Origin of the sequence: Methanosarcina sp. DH1 (genome assembly GCF_020804205.1) — an archaeon.
Lineage (GTDB): Archaea > Halobacteriota > Methanosarcinia > Methanosarcinales > Methanosarcinaceae > Methanosarcina > Methanosarcina vacuolata.
In genome coordinates this window covers 20038-37888 of the sequence record NZ_WJBJ01000029.1, presented here as the reverse complement: position 1 = coordinate 37888, position 17851 = coordinate 20038, and the positions used below count along the sequence as shown (strand labels likewise).

Sequence of the window (17851 nt, the reverse complement as noted above, 5' to 3'; positions counted from 1 at the left end):
TCGTTACATTTAGTCGATTGACATTATTATGTCGCCAGGAGATACAGTATCCCCTTCGGAAACAAAAATCTCTCTTACAGTGCCTGAATGGGAAGCATGAACAGCATTTTCCATTTTCATAGCTTCGATGACAGCGATTGTATCGCCTTCCTCTACAGTGTCTTCGACCTTGACCTTAAGAGAGAGGACCATGCCCTGCATTGAGACGCTCACCGCTCCTTTAACAGCCTTAGCACTCGGCTTTTTGGGAGAAGCCTCAGATATGGAAACTTCTCCGCCAAGAGGTTCAATCCTAACTTCATAGATTTCTTCATCCACTTCTACCTTGAAGTGGGTCGGGACTTTATATTCCTGCTGTACTTCAGGGGCAGGGGCAACTACTGCAAGAGCTTCTTCTTCCATTTCTCCCTTCAGAAACTTGGGGGCGATAGCCGGATAGAGAATATAAGTAAGTATGTCTTCTTCAGATTTAGCAATACCCATTTCTTCGGCTTCCTTCTTCCTTTTCTCATATTCAGGCTTAAGGAGGTCGGCAGGACGGCAGTGAATAGGTTCCTCGTCCCCGATTACCTTGCCTATTATTTCAGGGCTTATGGGAGCAGGAGGACGCCCGTAAAGGCCGCGCACATAATCCTTAACTTCTTTTGGAATAACCTTGTAGCGTTCGCCCATTAGCACATTAAGAACCGACTGGGTGCCCACAATCTGGCTTGTAGGAGTGACAAGAGGCGGATATCCAAGCTCTTTTCTAACCCTGGGCATTTCACCAAGTACGGCATCATATTTGTCGAGAGCGTTTTGTTCTTTTAGTTGAGATACAAGGTTAGAGAGCATTCCGCCCGGGATCTGGTAGATGAGCACGTTAGTGTCGATCTGTTCGGAAATAGGGTCAAGTATGCCCCGGTATTTCTCTTTTAATACTTTGAAATATCTTACGGCTTCTTCAAAAGCAGTCAGGTCCAGCCCGGTATCGTAAGGAGTATCTTTGAGGGCGGCTACAACTGTTTCGGTTGGAGGCTGAGAAGTTCCCCAGGCCAGGGGAGAAAGTGCAGTGTCCAGAATATCGACTCCTGCTTCACAGGCTGCCATATAGCTCATTGGAGCCATTCCAGAAGTGCAGTGGCAGTGCAGAGAAATTGGAATGGAGATTTCTTTTTTCATGGCACTGATTATATGTGTGGCGTCATTTGGGGAAAGAAGACCTGCCATATCTTTGATACAGATGGAATCGCACTCCAATCCTTCAAGTTGTTTTGCAAGTTCAACATATTTCTCAACGGTATGTACCGGACTTATGGTGTAGCAGACTGTACCCTGTACGTGCGCACCAAGACCTTTTGCCACTTTGATAGAGAATTCCATGTTCCGGACATCATTGACAGCATCAAAAATCCGGAAAATGTCAATTCCGTTCTGGTAGGATTTTGTAACGAATTTCTTGACCACGTCATCCGAATAGTGCCTGTACCCTACAAGGTTCTGGCCTCTGAGCAACATCTGAGCGTATGTGTCTTTCATTTCTTTTTTGATATCCCTCAGGCGCTGCCAGGGATCTTCATTAAGGTAGCGGATACAGCTGTCAAAGGTGGCGCCTCCCCACATTTCAAGGGAGAAATACCCTATCTGGTCCAGTTGTTCAACCACTTCGAGCATATCTCTTGTCCGCATTCTGGTTGCCAGGAGAGATTGATGTGCATCCCGGAGGATGGTTTCGGTAATTTTTACACTCATGGATGAACCTCTTAAAGTCGAATCAAAATAACCGGATTTAATATTTTTGATAGTATACTTTGAACGATTATTTTTGGGGTTTCTTTTGATATTCCGGAATTATCCGGGTTAAGATTTTGATCCGTTTGAGTAAAATGTATAAGTCCTCAGGTTGTGGTTTTGATGTGATTTTCTGCGGTTTTGCCGGAAAGAGGGATTTCCGGTCATATTTAACCGACTTTTAACCAACTTTCCAGAACCGCAACCAGAGGATATTAATTTTACAGATGTGAACGCAGTACTTAATCGATCTGCGTTGATAAGAATTCTTTAATATACAATTGTTAACAAGTATATACTTTTCGCCTGTTAACATTAAGGGTATAGCTTTTAAAAAGTTCCAGGCTCATGGTACAAATTAAAAGCCATTTCATAAATTAAAAATTAGAAATTAGAAAACTAAAGTTTTTTGAAAGTCGAATAAAATATACTTGTCTGAACCGGAAAATAGCAATTTCCTTGAGTTTGCAGCTTCCAGGTTAAGCTTTTTGTTTTCTTCCCACAAAAAACCACTGATCGTAAGTCCCTTCAGAGTCGGTGTTATCTACGATTTCACCTTTGACTCCCGACCTGAGAAGGGCTCCGGCAAGAATTTCAGCCTCCGGCTTGCTGCTAACCGTAAAAAGCATGAGAGCATTCTCACTTGCGACCGAGGCCATCTCTCTTACAATATTTATCCAGAGCTCTTTATTGAATTCATAGACAAGCCCAAGCATAAAGCCCATCACGGCATCAAAACTTCCCGGCTCAAAATATCTGGAAAGAACCGTTGCATCCATTACAACCGTTCTTCGAGGGTTTAAAACTCCCTGCTCAAGCCCCTGGCAGACTGTACATTTGTTAATTTCTACAGCCAGTGGGTTAAGCCCAAGTCTGTAGAGGGCAAGTGTGGACATCCCATTTCCACAGCAGACTTCAAGAAGCCTGCCTTCAGGGTAAATCCCCTTTTTTTGAAGAACATCGAAGATTTCTGCGACCCTTTGCACACGATTTTCCGAAAAGACACTCCCGTAAGACTCGGATTTAACCGCGCAGCCCGGGCAAAGATTCCGGTTTACAAGCATTAGCGAATAGTACTCATTAACGGCATCTCGCCAGGTTTCCGAAGAAACTTCAATTTCTTTTTCAGGGATATTGAAAGCAAGAAGAGAGGCTGTAATGGCTTCAAAATCCTTTTTAGAACTAGTTCCTGCAAGAGCTCCCGTAAAAACCGACCAGAAATCTACAGGGACTTCCTCGTCTGCCGAATTAAAAAGCAAAAGCCCAAGTGTGTACTTCCCTTCGTAAACTCTCAGGAGCCGCACCTTCCTTGCCTCTGCAAACCTCCGGACCCCTTTAAGATAATCAAGTGTACGCTCAATAGTCCTCTGGGCGAGATAACTTTCCTCTACAAAATAGACGTCTTCATTAATGCCAAGGAGTTCCTGTAAAAGCATATCTGTTTAGATTCGGATAATCTCATATCAAGATTTCGAAAAAGAGATCTAAACTGGGTTTACTCCCCACCCAATAACCGTAAATCAAAACAGGTATTCTCCCCCATAATTCACCCCTCTCTTAACCCGCAACCCTTTTCAAAAAAGGCTTGACCGCAACCCTTTTCAAAAAAGGCTTGACCGCAACCCTTTTCAAAAAAGGCTTGACCGAAAACCCCAGGAACCGTTTGAGTCTGATGACCTTATCCCCAGACCCTATCGGCGTGATCAACCGGCGCAACGGTTGCTATAAAGCCGCAACTCTCTCGCAGGGCACAGTTAAATTGAAATTACATATCACAACTCACAAAAAATTTTCGATTTTCTGTGCTCCCATCAGTACTTGGGTGGATCAGTCTTTTTGAGCAGGCGAAGCGAGCAAAACGGACAGGCGTCTCCGAAGCGTAATTTATGCTATAAATAAAAAACAAATAGTGAGAAATAAAAAACAAATAGTGAGGCTCTGGAAAGTAAAATAAAGGAGAAAAAGGTATTAAAAGCTGGAAAGGAAGTAAAAACCCCAACGTAAGCAAAGTTATTTATAGAATCTGATTACAAAATCAGGAATTATAAGGATATATATTAACAAATAAAGAAGAATGGAGGATAATATGGCAAAAGTAATACCATTTGCACCAATTGAGCGTTTAATAAGAACTGCAGGTGCTCATAGAGTTAGTGAGAGTGCAGGAATGGCCCTTACAGAAATTCTGGAAGAATATGGACTTGAGATTTCAAGAGAAGCAATAAAACTCGCAGAACATGCAGGTCGAAAAACTGTAAAAGCTGAAGACATAAAATTAGCAAAAGAAATGCTGTAAACTAAGACTGACCACCCATTAACGCTATTCACCAGTGGCATCATCTTACTTTACGGGACGAAACAGAAAATAAAATGCTGGTACCCAGCATTTTCCTATTTTTACGTGAGATTCTCTTAATTTTTACGTGAAACTCCATTAATTTTTACGTGAGATTCTCTTAATTTTTACGTGAAACTCCATTAATTTTTACGTGAGATTCTCTTAATTTTTACGTGAGATTCTATTATACAGCTACGTTTTCCAGATTTGCTGCGGTTAGGGGTTCTACAGGGCAGGTCTTTGATAAAAAGGGAAATTATGCTCCCATTATCATATCAACGAGACCTATTCCTGTTACAGTAACTGCCGTTACTATAATTCCTGCTATCATCACCCCTGCAGCAATTGCAGGTAAGGCCTGCTTGAACTTGACCCCAAATACAAATGCTGCTGCGCAGCCAGACCAGGCCCCGGTAGCCGGTAGGGGGATGGCTACGAAGATGGTTAGGGCAAGGAGTCCGTACTTTTCAAAGCTCTCGGTATGGTTCCGGCGAGTCTTTGAGAAGAGCCAGGTGAAGAAAGTATCAAAGATCGAGTAACGTCTGAGATAGTTTGAGACCGGCTCAAGAAAGAGCAGAAGGGGAATTACAGGAAGGAGGTTTCCAAGCACTGAGAAGAAGAAGGCCTCAAATGGGCTCATTCTATAGATGCCTATTGCAACAGGGATTGCCGCTCTCAGTTCAGAGATAGGTATAGCTCCCATGATCAAAACTGCAAGCCAGTGGGGAACAGACCCCAACATTTCTACTAATGTTATTTCAACAGACATGGTAATCAGAATTTATTAATTCCGTATGTTCATATTTTAAAAATGGCCGAATTCAAGCCATTTTAACAGTTCTAGAGATACCTGGGTTGGGAGAAGATTTTTCCGAGTTGTTAAAACCTTTAATCTGAGCTAGAAAGCGCAAAATGTGCGAGTAAAGCTTCAAGCTGGATCTTTTCAGTTGCTCCTTCCGTGAGCCTGAAATCAATCTCACCTATTACGTCTACGAGTTCAACAATACGCTTCTCAGAAAGCTCAAGGTCCAGAATCATCCGATTATCCATTTCGGAGATTGCCCTGTAAATCTGTCCAACTATATCTTCTCCAGAGAGCCCTTCTTCGTAGAGCAATCTGTTAAGTTCCTTTCGAGCAGCCCTGAAGTTTCCACGCAGGGCAGTTTCAATCAGGTTTCTGATATCTTCCGGATTTGCGGTTGCGGTAGTTCTATAGATTGTTTCCCTGGATATAGATTTATTCGGCTCAACGAAAGCAGCAGCCTGGAGTGAATTCACGGCTTTTCTCATATCTCCCTGGGCTACGTAAATAAGAGCTTCATATCCGTCTTCAGTAACGGACAGCCCCTGATCTTTAGCGATGTATTCAAGGCGTTTCCTGATAGCCTCCTCGGAAAGTCGCCTGAACCTGAAGACGGCACAGCGGGACTGGATAGGCTCGATAATCCTGGAAGAGTAATTACAGGATAGGATAAACCGGCAGTTATTGCTGAAACGCTCCATTGTCCGCCTGAGTGCAGATTGGGCATCTGAGGTCAGTGCATCGGCCTCATCCAGGAAGATAATCTTGAATTCGGCTTCTCCTATAGGGGCAGTTTTTGCGAAGTTTTTGATCTTTGTCCGGACAACGTCAATTCCTCTCTCATCCGACGCATTAAGTTCGGTAAAGTTTTCACGCCACATGTCTTCCCCGAAAATCTCTCTTGCAATCGAAACTGCAGAGGCGGTTTTTCCGACTCCCGGTGGCCCGGAAAACAGCAGATGAGGAAGATTTTTCATTGCAACATAGGACTTCAGGCGTTCGATTGTTTCTTCTTGCCCCGCCACCTGGTCCAGCCGCACAGGTCTGTACTTCTCAATCCATATCTCTTCTTTAATCGTAGAGTCCTCCATTCATGCTTGCACCATATTAGAGAAGATGATATTTAAACTTTTGAATGTTCTGAGTTGTTGTGTTTAACTGCATTTTAAATACCGTTTGTGCGTTACAGCCAGGATGCAACCAATATATAAATGTATAGAAAGCAAAATAAAAGAATAACAAGAGACGAAAAATGGCAACTCTAAAGTAGAACGGTTAAAGAAAAACGATAACATTTCATCTTCTTGGTCCGCTTTTACTCTCCCAGCCAAACTTATTTAAGTTTCCAGTTTTGCCACCATCAATAATTTTACGATTTATACTATCATTTCCATTATTGATTTTAGTAATATTTACGTCACTCAATTTTTCTATATCTTTTATTATATATTATTTAATTTTGTTATTACCTGCATAAAATATTATTTGACCATTATATTTATTTTATTTTATTTTATTTTATTTTGGACTAATTGATCTTTTCTCACTTTTATAAAATAGTCATTTTCGTATATGTACAATAGTACTTTTCTAATTTTCAAAAAACCATGCGATCTATTCTTTTAAAAGTCACTGGGCTATACTTGTAGGGAATTAGTATATTCGAATGCCGATCATGAATATATCATTTGTCTGACATAAAATAAATTGAGATCAATTTTATTTAATTTGCCTGAGGAGTCGAGAATGGAAGAACAAACTGATAAATCGAAAGCTGAAAAACTAACCGAAGAGCTCAAAGAAATGGCCCTAACCCTTGGAGCCTTTCGAGTGGGAATCACAACAACCGAAACACTTGCAGGTGGCCCTCCTTCTACGGATCTGACATATGTGTTACCAGAGGCGAAGTCGGCAATTGTTTTTGCCCTTGCTTTTGACCAGAACCTCATAGAACCTTATTTTAGAAAAGAGGACCATACATCCCTTGACACTAATAAAGTGCGAACCACCACCCTTGCCAACGGGGTAGCCCTTGAAATGGCAGGATTCTTACAGCAGTACGGGTACAAAGCTGTCCCCCAGATTGCAAATTTCGTTTACCGTCAGGATTCGGAAAACTGGCTGCTGGATATGCACCCCCCTATTTCCCATAGATACCTGGCAGTTCGCTCCGGAATAGGACATTTTGGATACTCAGGGAACATAATTACAAAGGAATACGGATCAGCAATTGTCCTGGCATCTGTAGTTACTGACGCAGAGCTTATCCCAACAGAGCCACTGCCGGAAGAAGAAAACTATTGTGATGAGTGCAAGATCTGCCTTGCAGTCTGCTCTTCTGGATATGTTGACCCTCTTGAGAAGGTAACGGTAAATCTTGGAGGAAAAGAGTTTAGCTACGGAAAAAGGAGAAGCAACAGCCGATGTTTCCTTGTTTGCGGAGGACTTACAGGTCTGAATGCTTCCGGAAAATGGTCTACCTGGTCTCCGGCTCGCTTTGAGATTCCCAAAAAGGATGAAGATTTTATCGCTGCGATGCCCGGTACAATAGAAGCGTACCTCAAAAGGCCAAGTATCAAAGGCGGATTTTTCATATGCCTGATTCCAGGAAACAGAATGGAATATACCTGTTCAAACTGCCACTTTGTCTGCCATCCTGACAAAGAAGTCCGGAAAGCCAGATACAGGATGCTAACAGAAAGCGGTGTGGTCATACAGGAACCAGACGGAACACTTAGAGCCGTGTCTCCTGAAGAAGCAAATGAGTATTTCAAAAACATGTCTTCGGAGAGGAGAAAGCTGTACGAATCGGTTCCAGAGGAGTAAACGATCCAGAACAGGGGGAGTTAATTAAGGACCACAAATATGAGGTGCGCTTACCGCACGAAAGAAAGATCTATAGAGAAGGCAGGAAGGGCAGAAAAGGTATAGAAGAAAGAAATGTAACACAGGTCAGTCCATGTATACGGTATGCAGAGTTCTATCCATTTTTCATCTGTCCCCGATACGTCGATTAGTCCATGTACACGGTATGCAGAGTTTCATAGATCGGCCCTTTCGGAGTCAGTGTGCTTTTCTTTAAAAGCACTTTATTTACCCACATAGTACCAATTTCGATATCCATTAATTCCTTTACTATATTTATTAATGTGTTTTTCTGATCTTTCTTGAGGAACTTTATCCTGGCAAGAGTAGCATGGGCAGTAAATTCTCTGTCATCTTTTTCGAATTTAAAAGGTTCCAGTAACTCTTCTACATTGTCGTGTAACGCCCTGAAGTTTCCGGTTGCACCCAGCCAGAGGATTCTGGGATTCGAAGGCTTGGGAAATACTCCAAGTCCCCCTACTTTTGCTTCGAAAGGCTCGCACGTAATAGAGTCGAGAGCTGCAGAAAGCGAGGAAACTCTTGATTCATCCACGTTTCCCAGGAACTTCAGAGTTATGTGAACAAGCTCAGGATCAACAAACTTCAAATCAAAACCAGAAAATCTGGCCTGAAGCTCTCGAATCTTCTCCGTAAAACTGGGATCTAATTCCACTGCTATAAATGTCCTGATCAAAGCATTCACCAATCTTAATTGAAAAGCGAACCAGAAAAATCTTCCTGTTAATTTTCGTCTGGAAAAACTGAGTTTAGGTCTATTTTTTGAAGGAATTGTAAACCCTCCACAAAATCTTTTAGAAAAATACGAAAGAGACAATAGTGCAAAAGGACAGGAAAAAAAGGACAGATCAATGGATTACAGGGCAATTATAATATACAAGAGATAAGTACAGAGAAGGAAATAAGCTTAAGTATTTATTAAGTTGGTCTCAATGTTAACCTGCAGTATAGAATTTTAGTCCGGCGAAAAACGCTAAGTTAAAAAATAATAACCTTGATTTAAGAAAATAATGTTAGTTCAAAAAAAATAATAACTCTAAAAATAAAAAGTGGAGCCTCAAATCGGTTGCTGCAAAAAGAAAAAGCGGTGGATCATATGAATAGAGCACGTATAATTGCAGAGACGGCAGCCCAGATTTCCAGAGAACTTGATGCTGCCGCAATTATGGTTTCCGGAGAGTTGAGTTTTGAAGGGATCGAAACTGGGGGAATTCCGGTCTATTACATCTCCATGCGTCCTAAAAGCATAATAGACCACCTTGTCTCCACTGGAAAGGATGGAAAAAATCCTGTAAAGGAACTCGGTGACCAGATAAACCGCGAGGCTGCAGGTAACTCTGATCACCTTCAGCAAGCCACCGCCATAGAATACGTGCTTGGAAAACTGGAAGACGGGATTATTGTAGGCGTGATCGAAACCCGCAGCTCCAGTTCGATTATTGTACATAACCTCGATGAAAATCCCCTTATAAAAGCTATGAAGGAATGCCAGGAAAGGATAAAGCCTGAAGTGATGAGCGCAATCATGAAAATCTCTTTTGATATTGTCCTTACAGGCAGGGAAGGCAAAAAGATAGGCGCTGCCTTCATAATAGGCGATTCCGAAGAGGTTCTGAAACGCTCTCACCAGTTAATACTGAATCCTTACGCAGGCCATGATGAAATTTACCGGAATATCCTTGACAAGAGAAACTGGGAATCCATAAAGGAATTTTCCCAACTTGACGGGGTTTTTGTTGTAGATGAAAACGGAATAATCCAGGCCGCAGGCCGCTACCTTGACGTTGATGCAAAAAATGTGGATATTGATAAAGGACTGGGAGGTAGACACGTCTCGGCAGCCGCAATCAGCAGAGATACGGTTGCGATTGCAGTTACGGTATCCGAGTCGGGCGGGATTATAAGGGTATATAAAGACGCGAAAGAAATAATTTGCATGGAATGCCTGAAGCCTGCGGTAAGATACATCTAATCCTGAAAATCAGAACTTTTTTACACAGGATTAAACATTTTTAGTTACATCCCTGAGTGTTGAGTTGCGAACTTTTTAAGAGCAAAGGCTTTCAGCAGAACGTGTAAGAAGAAGGGCAGAACATAGACTCAAATAAAGAAAATGTATTTCTAAATATTCGGGGAAATAAAGAAATTATATATCTAAATATAAGGGAAAATAAAGAGAGTATAAATATACGGGAAAATAAAGGGAGTATATGTTTAAATATCGGGGAAATAAAGAAAGTGGAGCATTTTCATGAGAAGACAACTTTTTTACATTCCTTTTAGCCTTACATTCCTTCTGCTTCTGATCTTTATTCTGATTTTCGGGCTTAGTTCTCTTTTTTTTGGAATAATTGTTTCCACCTTTACGAAGATTGGCTTCTCTATAGAGGATGCGCTCCTTATCATGTTAATGTCCCTCTTCGGAAGCGGTATCAATATCCCTCTGGCAACCCTTAGATCCGATGCTCCGGTAGTTAGAGATACATATGTCCGTGTTTTTGGCGTATCTTACAGGGTTCCATTTCGGCGTGTGATAAAAAATGAAACGACAATTGCTGTGAATGTAGGAGGAGCGGTTATTCCGATTCTAATTTCAGCTTACCTTCTTATGAAATTCCCTTCGTCTCTCCTGCTTGCAGGAACCGGCATCTTAATAGTTACAATCATAACTCATTCCGTAGCAAAGCCGATCCGCGGCATAGGTATTGCAACCCCGGCGCTGGTCCCACCCCTTGCAGCTGCCCTTGCTGCTATTTTGCTGACCTCGATAATTCATATCCCGGGTTGTCCAATTGACCAGTGCCGCGTTGTCATTGCTTATACAGGAGGAGTACTCGGAACCCTTATTGGAGCCGATCTTCTTAACCTGGGAAAAATTAAGAATCTTGGAGCTCCGGTTGCAAGCATAGGAGGGGCAGGAACCTTTGACGGAATCTTTCTAAGCGGGTTTATCGCTCTTCTCCTGATATAACAAAGAACCAGTCAAGAGGTATCGGTGAATAGAGATCTTATAGGTATCAATCAATAGGGATCAGTTAACAGGACTCAGTTAACAGGACTCAGTAATAGGAATCAATTAACAGGAATCAATTAACAGGAATCAATTAACAGGAATCAATTAACAGGAATCAATTAACAGGAATCAGAAGTAGTAAGGCTAAATATGTAAAAGAAAACGAACTGAAAAAAGGAAGAGAAAACGAACTGAAAAAAAGGGAGAGAAAAAGAAAGAGAAAAAAAAGAGAAAAAGGAAGAGAACTTCAAAAAACTACTCTTTTTTAATCCTCAATTTTTGAGATAAATCTCTTAATCCCTTCTTTTCATGAAGTACTGACAAAGAGTTATTCCGAAAAATCCTGCAAGCACCTCAAAACCAGGAGCTTTTGCGGAAGTTTCCACTCCGTATTTTTCCTCAGGACTGCTGCTGTTAACATCTTTTAAATCGTCAGCCTTACTCTCGAGAAGAGAAGCAGAGGATGTAGAGGGTGCAGACTCATTCGAGAGAGAGTCATTCGAGATATTTTCAGAATTATTGACACCTGAAGAAGCGTTATCCTCTACAGTAACATCGGTTGCTGGATAGATAACATACCCTTCCGGAGAAGTGCTTCCCTTTCCTTCATCCGAGGTCTGGAAATACCAGGAATCGGTAAAGTATTTCTTTTTATCTTTATCAAGGGTCAAAGTGATAGAATTTGAATTTGTGAGGACTATTTCATTTTCAGAAGCTTCTTTTACCTCAAAACCCTGATATTCGTCCCCGTTTTCAATGAGCATAACTTTATCCTTATCGATGAGCCAGGTATACTTAAAGACTGCAAAGGAATCAGTAGCACTTGTGAATATCTTATCTACATAGGTTACAAAGTAGAGCTGGTCTTTCTTATCCCCAAAATCCGCAGTTGCAGTAAAGGTTTTATCAGAAACATTTCCACTTGTGTTTACAATTCCTGACTCAATTTCTTCCCCGTTTTTATCTAGTTCAAACCATACYTTTTCGCCRTCGACATCAACCTGGTTAACTACCAGAGAATAATTACTCCCGAGATCCCAGGAATCTCCAGCCTTTAATGTTTTTTTATCTTCAGATTTCTGGTCCATTGCAAGGGTTGCAAGCTGGGTGGAGTCGCCTCCTACGGCAATATACGGTTTTCCAAACCAGGGGAGCTTATAATAGGACATCCCACCAAGCTCCTTAGGAGTTGTATTGGCGTCAAGATCGAGCTCGGAAACAACTCCGTATTTTGAAGAGAACGGACGGGTAGTATACACAAGTTCTCCTTCACCTATTACATGGTTTCCAGGATGATCTTTTCCAAGTTCATCCTGACCGTCTTTCTCTACATACTGAAGGTGTTCACCCCACCAGTTTTCAGAAGCTACAAAATTCTTATGTTTATTTACAGGATAGTTAAAGCCGCTGAAAGTGGCCGCATTCCAGATAAAACCATCAGATGAGGTTTCATTAGTGTCAAAAGGCAAGCCTCTCAAGGTATAATTTCCAGAGCTGTTAAGCTCTTTTGCCGGATAGATAACATACCCTTCCGGAGAAGTGCTTCCCTTTCCTTCATCTGAGGTCTGGAAATACCAGGAATCGGTAAAGTAGTTCTTTTTATCTTTATCAAGGTTCAAAGTGATAGAATTTGAATTCGTAAGGACGATTTCGTTTTCAGAAGCTTCTTTTACCTCAAAACCCTGATATTCGTCCCCATTCTCAATGAGCATCACTTTATCTTTATCGATGAGCCAGGTATACTTAAAGACTGCAAAAGAATCAGTAGCACTTGTGAATACGGAGTCTACATAGGTCATAAAGTAGAGCTGGTCTTTCTTATCTCCGAAATCCGCAGTTGCAGTAAAGGTTTTATCAGAAACATTTCCACTTGTGTTTACAATTCCTGACTCAATTTCTTCCCCGTTTTTATCTAGTTCAAACCATACTTTTTCGCCGTCGACATCAACCTGGTTAACTACCAGAGAATAATTACTCCCTAAATCCCAGGAATCTCCGGCCTTTAATGTTTCTTTATCGCCAGATTTCTGGTCCATTACAAGGTTTGTAAGCCGGGTGGAGTCGCCTCCGACGGTAATATACGGTTTTCCAAACCAGGCGAGTTTGTAGTAGAACATCCCACTAAGCTCTTTAGGAGTTGTTTTGGCGTCAAGATCAAGCTCAGAAACAACCTTGTATTTTGAAGAGAAAGGACGGGTAGTATAAACAAGTTCTCCTTCACCTATTACATGGTTTCCAGGATGGCTTTTTCCAAGTTCATCTTTGCCGTCTTTTTCTACATACTGAAGGCGTTCACCAGACCAGTTTTCAGAAGCTACGAAGTTTTTGTGCTGGTTTACAGGATAATTAAAGCCGCCAAAAGTGGTCGCATTCCAGCAGAATCCATCTGATAATGTTTCGTTTGTGTCGAGGGGAATACCAGAGATAACTGGAGCTTGAGCTGCAAAACCTGCGGGAACAATCAACAAACAAATCGTAATCGGAGCAAGCAGGGAAATCAAAGTCCTCTGAACGTGGGGTCTCATAAGAAATTATCACTCTTCTTTATTTGTTATCATATGTTTTAACATAATATACACGATAATATCAGTATTGGTAATATTTATTTTTTAAAAAGTAACAACAAATAAATCTAAGTAGTTGATAAATTTTACTAATTAATTCATTTCGAAACTCTAAATTGATTTTTCTTAATCTCAAACGCAGCCCTTGGCAATGAGGCTTGTAAACTACCAATTGAGTTTCTTGTCACAGAAATTAGTTCTAAAATATTTGAGAAGAAACGCGTTTTTGGGATGAACTCGTAGATTGGTGTTGTACGAATAGCCCTCAAATTTTCCACAAATTTCGTCAGAAGTTAAAAAATGCCATTCTCAAACAAAGATCCGTGTGAAATTTGTTTTGAAAGCTTCTTCTCTGCCGTTTTATAAATCAACTAATTCTCCTCTATACCAGTTTTATTTAATAATCTTTAAAGGAATACGGAATCCTATTTCCTAGTAATGTTATAAATAACTTTGTATTAAGATTTTGTCAGATCTACAGGAGCTGGAAATTTCATAGTTTCAACAGTAGTTGGAGAAATTCAGGGCTCTTACAAAAATGAAAGAAACGATGAGAGCACTGGGTCAAAAGAATGTAATAATTAAAACGAGTCTTGAAAATTTAGTTATTGTCCACATATCAACTCTAAATCGCGATTTATTGAAGAGAGGCTATCAAATACCATGCTCAATAATTAAATTGCCATAACACTAGATAGCTCGTTTGATTAACTTAACCTGTCACCTTGAAACGAAGCAGAGCTGCAACCCTTTTACAAAAAAGTCTTGACCGAAAATCAGCCTATCACCTTGAAACGAAACAGAGCTGCAACCCTTTTACAAAAAAGTCTTGACCGAAAATCAACCTGTCACCTTGAAACGAAGCAGAGCTGCGATTCCTCCAAGTTTATGAAGCTTTTCTCCGGGCTCAAAGTCTGTACTGAAAACAATAACCTTTCCCTGAGACTGTTCAACTTCCATTAGGAGCTTATCGATATCCTCTCCTTTTTCCCGCCCTTCCCGGAGGGTTTCATCGGCAACAAGCAGAGTTTCGACAGCTCCGTAGTTAAGGGCGTTCTTAACATCGGCAAGGCCGTAGGCAGCTTTTCCGTCCATTGAGATCTCACGGATAAGGTCTTCCATCAGAGCAGATTCACGAGCTATACGGGATTCCTGCATAATACGGTCAACTGCACCTCTGCGCAGAACTTCCTGAAAGCCGGACATTCCTATCATGGAAGTATCTTCAATCAGAGCTTTTGAGGCCATAGCAGGTTCGGTTTCCTGGAAATATTTTATGAAATCCTCTTTAGTAAACCCGGGCCCGGCAATGACTATGGACGCTTCCTCTGGAACGGCGTGCCTTAGCTGTTCTACAACTTCTCTGAAAAACTCGTTCCTCAGTCCAGTTTCTCGCTTACCAGAGGACTGCCGGATATGAGAATATATCTCTATTCCGTAGTGATGCACAAAGCCAATATCGGCATCACCTTCTTCTATTGCCACTATAACGACTTTAGGGCGCTTCGAAGCTTCTTCAGCATCCTGGATACGCTGGAGCTGGTCATTCTTCCAGTGTTCCTTGATGATAGAAAGATTGGTTCCGATCTCGACATTGAGAGTATGATAAGAACCCACATCCATTCCACGCTCTATCATCCCATGAACCCTGAGACGGTTCGCAAACTTGTGAAACTCGATATCGTCAATCCTGATACCAAGCCTGACTTTTACCTTCTCAACCTTTTCAGGGCGGATTTTGTCACTTGCCGAATCGGCTTTCCGTTTGGTAACCGCAAAGACCAGGTCCCCCTTTTCGATTATATATTTCAGGTGCCAGAGGTCATCGAGGGTTTCGGCTGTTACTGCAATCTCCCCTTCCCTTCCCTTAAGGGAACGGTTTGTAACTCTCATGCCTTTTTCACTCCGTGCATTTCAATTTCCTCTTCCGTTCCTTCCCCGGTTTTCGTTTCTGTGTCTTCGTTGGCGAGTTTTTCCCTGGATTCGTCTTCAGTTCCCTTTCCGAAGTTTTTTCCGAATTCCTTTTCAAGTTCTTCTTCGTTATCTTCGAGTCCGTCCTCGCCTTCCGGATCCTCATGTTCCTCGCTTTCCCCCTCGATCCTTTCTCCCTTCCTTTTCGGCTTCTGGCTCTTTAAGTCCGATTCTCCGGGCGGGACCATCATAGCGATCTGGTCAGGAGAGGCAATCTGCTTCACAAAACGGGGATCATTGAGTTCGTCGGCATAAATCCTGTAGATCTTTTTAGAGATATCATTCTGGTTAAAAGCCCCAGGGACAATTTCGAGGATATAATCCCCATGTTTTCTGACAGCAGAAACAGGTCCGCCTATAACTCTCGTCTCGCCTTTGAGTTCAAGCCCGACTGCAACGCCGAGAGGAATGTCCTTAAAGTAATTGCGCTCCCCACGGATGATAAAAGCTCCTTTTTTCACATATTCTCCTGATTCTGGAGTTTTACTGACCTGCTCGGCTTTAACCCAGTAGCAATCTCCACTGAAATGCCCTGCTTTCCAGAGGCTGGAATAAGAAACAGCAAACTGTGCCGCTTCCTGTAAGGTAGATTCGGGAACCTCTTCCCCGCCGGTCTTGATAACTGTGAGAGGAGCACCCGGAGTCTGGGTATGGAAGACAAGGTCTCTCTTTTCCAGGTATTTCTTAAAAATATCTTCATTGGTATCTGCATCCCTGCCTCCAACAACAAAGAAGCCATCCGAGGACACAAACCATCTGAACCTGTCATACCAGTGCTTTTTCCTGGACGCCTGGAGCTTCCTCCCTGCCTTTGCAGCCTTTGCCACGGCCTTTTTCTCCATCGCCTTCCTGGTATCTTCGATAGCTTTGAGAGCTCCGTCTTTTTTCTTGCTAAATTTCTTGACCTTTTCATAATACTCTTGAGCATTCTGCGGCACTGTCTTGCGGATGTCAAGACCAATAATCTTCCCGTCAAGGTTCACAGTTACAGTCCCTGTCCTTGGGTCAATATTTGTGATTTTCTGCGCGGCAGGTAAGGTCTTTTTGGCCTGCTTCAGAATGGAGCGGATCTCGTCCCAGGAATACCCCTTTGACCTTGCACCATTAAGCACAGAAAGAAGCTCTTCGATGCCCTGGTAATTTGCATAGACTGTCTCAGCAAGGGTATTATTTTTCTCGATTTCTTTTTCGAACTTTGTAAGGCTCCCTTCCTGCTGAAGAAGCCGCCGTTCATAAACGCCAAGGGTTTTTTCTTTTTTCTGAGCTGCCTTTACCTCTTCGACCTGCTCAAGCGCCTTTTTTCCAAAAAATTCATCAAGTGCCGTGTTAAAAGAATCAAAATATTCTTTTTCAAATCCGGAATAGCGGATAAGGTCAAAAGGAAGCACATCGAAAGTTTCCAGCTTTCCGTTGATTTCCTTTTTCACATGCTGAGGCCTGAGCTTGGGAGCCTCGCCTTCAGCTTCGGTCTCAGGTTTAAGTTCGGTTTCAGATTTAAGTTCGGTTTCTGGTTTGAACTCGATCTCTGATTTAAGTTCGGTTTCTGGTTTAGACTCGATTTCTGATTTAAGTTCAGTCTCGGCTTCAGCTTCTTCGAGTTCTTTATCTCCGGTTCCTACCCTCAAAAGCGGGGAAAAGAGATCGTGCATTGCATTGCAGAGCCTGGATGCATCTTCTTCAGTTGCTTCCTTTGAAGGCTTCGCTTTGTCAATTCCTGCCCTGGCACAGACTTCTTCTGCCAGAACTCCTCCCAGATTGAACCTTGTGGCAACCGTCCTGACGATATCAGCCGAAGACGTGGAAAACTCCTTCATAAGGTCAGAAACCTTAACCTTGAGAGGACTTATCTGTGCCTCAGGCAGTTCGTATATTTCTCCACTCCTGAGCCGCCTATCCTTCATGGTTACGGGATTCATAGGCAGAATAATCCTGTTTTCCGAATCAACAATAAGTATGTTCCCTGGGGCGAAAAGCTCCACAATAAGAGTACTGTGGACTCCAGCTCTCTCAATTCCAATTTTCACTATCCTGTCAAAGTCGTGCTGCTCAACAGATGTAATTCTGCCTCCCATCAGGTATTTTCTAAGCAGCATCGGAAAAGCCTGGGGAAGCGTTGGGCTTGCCCTGAGGTATTTGCTTAGATGAATGCGCTTCCCGGCCTCAATAACCAGGTTGTCCCTGCCCTGGTGAAAAACGTAAAGGTTGATGCGAATCTCTTCGTTAGTGGGCTGATAGATCTTTCCGATCTTCGCATCAATAATGGATTTGGGACCTGCTGACAGCTCGGCAACAACTGCAGCAACGTCGGCGCTTGACATATCCTGTTTCATGAAGTGGATATAATAGAGGCTTTTGGTATAAGCATTACTGAAGAATTTAGAGAAATTAGATTAAAGTGAAGCGGCTCAGCACTCAGGCTCGGCAGCTTCGCACGCTTCGAGCTCGAACTTAGCTTTATAAATAAAATTTGGATCGTCAGGGCGTTAGTTGTAAAGGGATAATGGAGAAGG

14 protein-coding genes are annotated in these 17851 nt (G+C 42.2%); 4 read left to right on the top strand and 10 right to left on the bottom strand.

Annotated elements, in window-relative coordinates:
• Window positions 1–9 precede the first annotated feature (9 nt).
• From oadA to FXW07_RS16295, 3 genes are all read right to left on the bottom strand, one after another.
• Complete coding sequence (gene oadA / locus FXW07_RS16305) at window positions 10–1731, bottom strand: sodium-extruding oxaloacetate decarboxylase subunit alpha (RefSeq protein WP_229396412.1); 1722 nt, start codon at window positions 1729–1731, stop codon at window positions 10–12.
• Window positions 1732–2249: 518 nt separating this feature from the next.
• Complete coding sequence (locus FXW07_RS16300; protein ID WP_229396410.1) at window positions 2250–3206, bottom strand: class I SAM-dependent methyltransferase; 957 nt, start codon at window positions 3204–3206, stop codon at window positions 2250–2252.
• Window positions 3207–3327: 121 nt separating this feature from the next.
• Window positions 3328–3477 (bottom strand): hypothetical protein, encoded by a 150-nt coding sequence (locus FXW07_RS16295; protein ID WP_229396408.1) that lies wholly within the window; start codon window positions 3475–3477, stop codon window positions 3328–3330.
• Window positions 3478–3844: 367 nt separating this feature from the next.
• Here FXW07_RS16295 and FXW07_RS16290 point away from each other — a divergent pair, with 367 nt between their 5' ends.
• A complete protein-coding gene (locus tag FXW07_RS16290; protein ID WP_255420828.1) occupies window positions 3845–4066 on the top strand; it encodes a histone family protein in 222 nt (73 codons plus the stop codon).
• A gap of 298 nt (window positions 4067–4364) precedes the next feature.
• Here FXW07_RS16290 and FXW07_RS16285 read toward each other — a convergent pair whose 3' ends face one another.
• The 3 genes from FXW07_RS16285 to FXW07_RS19400 form a co-directional block, all read right to left on the bottom strand.
• Window positions 4365–4877 carry a small multi-drug export protein gene (locus FXW07_RS16285; protein ID WP_229396406.1) on the bottom strand — a complete coding sequence of 171 codons (513 nt, stop codon included), beginning with the start codon at window positions 4875–4877 and terminating at the stop codon, window positions 4365–4367.
• Between the two features lie 119 nt (window positions 4878–4996).
• Window positions 4997–6001, bottom strand: a complete 1005-nt coding sequence (locus FXW07_RS16280) for a replication factor C small subunit (protein ID WP_229396404.1) — start codon at window positions 5999–6001, stop codon at window positions 4997–4999.
• Between the two features lie 205 nt (window positions 6002–6206).
• On the bottom strand, window positions 6207–6335 hold the full coding sequence (locus tag FXW07_RS19400) for a hypothetical protein (RefSeq protein WP_255679112.1): 129 nt from the start codon (window positions 6333–6335) through the stop codon (window positions 6207–6209).
• Window positions 6336–6656: 321 nt separating this feature from the next.
• Here FXW07_RS19400 and FXW07_RS16275 point away from each other — a divergent pair, with 321 nt between their 5' ends.
• Window positions 6657–7736: an epoxyqueuosine reductase gene (locus FXW07_RS16275; protein ID WP_229396403.1), complete on the top strand. Its 1080-nt coding sequence runs from the start codon at window positions 6657–6659 to the stop codon at window positions 7734–7736.
• A 187-nt stretch (window positions 7737–7923) separates the two neighbouring features.
• Here the strand turns inward: FXW07_RS16275 and thpR are convergent, their stop codons facing one another.
• The gene (gene thpR, locus FXW07_RS16270) at window positions 7924–8469 is read right to left on the bottom strand and encodes an RNA 2',3'-cyclic phosphodiesterase (RefSeq protein WP_229396482.1); all 546 of its coding nucleotides are present in this window, start codon (window positions 8467–8469) and stop codon (window positions 7924–7926) included.
• Window positions 8470–8889: 420 nt separating this feature from the next.
• Here thpR and FXW07_RS16265 point away from each other — a divergent pair, with 420 nt between their 5' ends.
• Window positions 8890–9765 (top strand): diadenylate cyclase, encoded by an 876-nt coding sequence (locus FXW07_RS16265; protein ID WP_229396401.1) that lies wholly within the window; start codon window positions 8890–8892, stop codon window positions 9763–9765.
• Window positions 9766–10044: 279 nt separating this feature from the next.
• A complete protein-coding gene (locus FXW07_RS16260; protein WP_229396399.1) occupies window positions 10045–10764 on the top strand; it encodes a DUF1614 domain-containing protein in 720 nt (239 codons plus the stop codon).
• Between the two features lie 335 nt (window positions 10765–11099).
• Here FXW07_RS16260 and FXW07_RS16255 read toward each other — a convergent pair whose 3' ends face one another.
• From FXW07_RS16255 to rqcH, 3 genes are all read right to left on the bottom strand, one after another.
• On the bottom strand, window positions 11100–13331 hold the full coding sequence (locus tag FXW07_RS16255) for an S-layer protein domain-containing protein (RefSeq protein WP_229396397.1): 2232 nt from the start codon (window positions 13329–13331) through the stop codon (window positions 11100–11102).
• Window positions 13332–14210: 879 nt separating this feature from the next.
• A complete protein-coding gene (locus FXW07_RS16250) occupies window positions 14211–15263 on the bottom strand; it encodes an mRNA surveillance protein pelota (protein ID WP_048122103.1) in 1053 nt (350 codons plus the stop codon).
• Window positions 15260–17671: a ribosome rescue protein RqcH gene (gene rqcH / locus FXW07_RS16245; RefSeq protein WP_229396395.1), complete on the bottom strand. Its 2412-nt coding sequence runs from the start codon at window positions 17669–17671 to the stop codon at window positions 15260–15262. Before rqcH ends, FXW07_RS16250 begins: the two co-directional genes overlap by 4 nt.
• Window positions 17672–17851 lie beyond the last annotated feature (180 nt).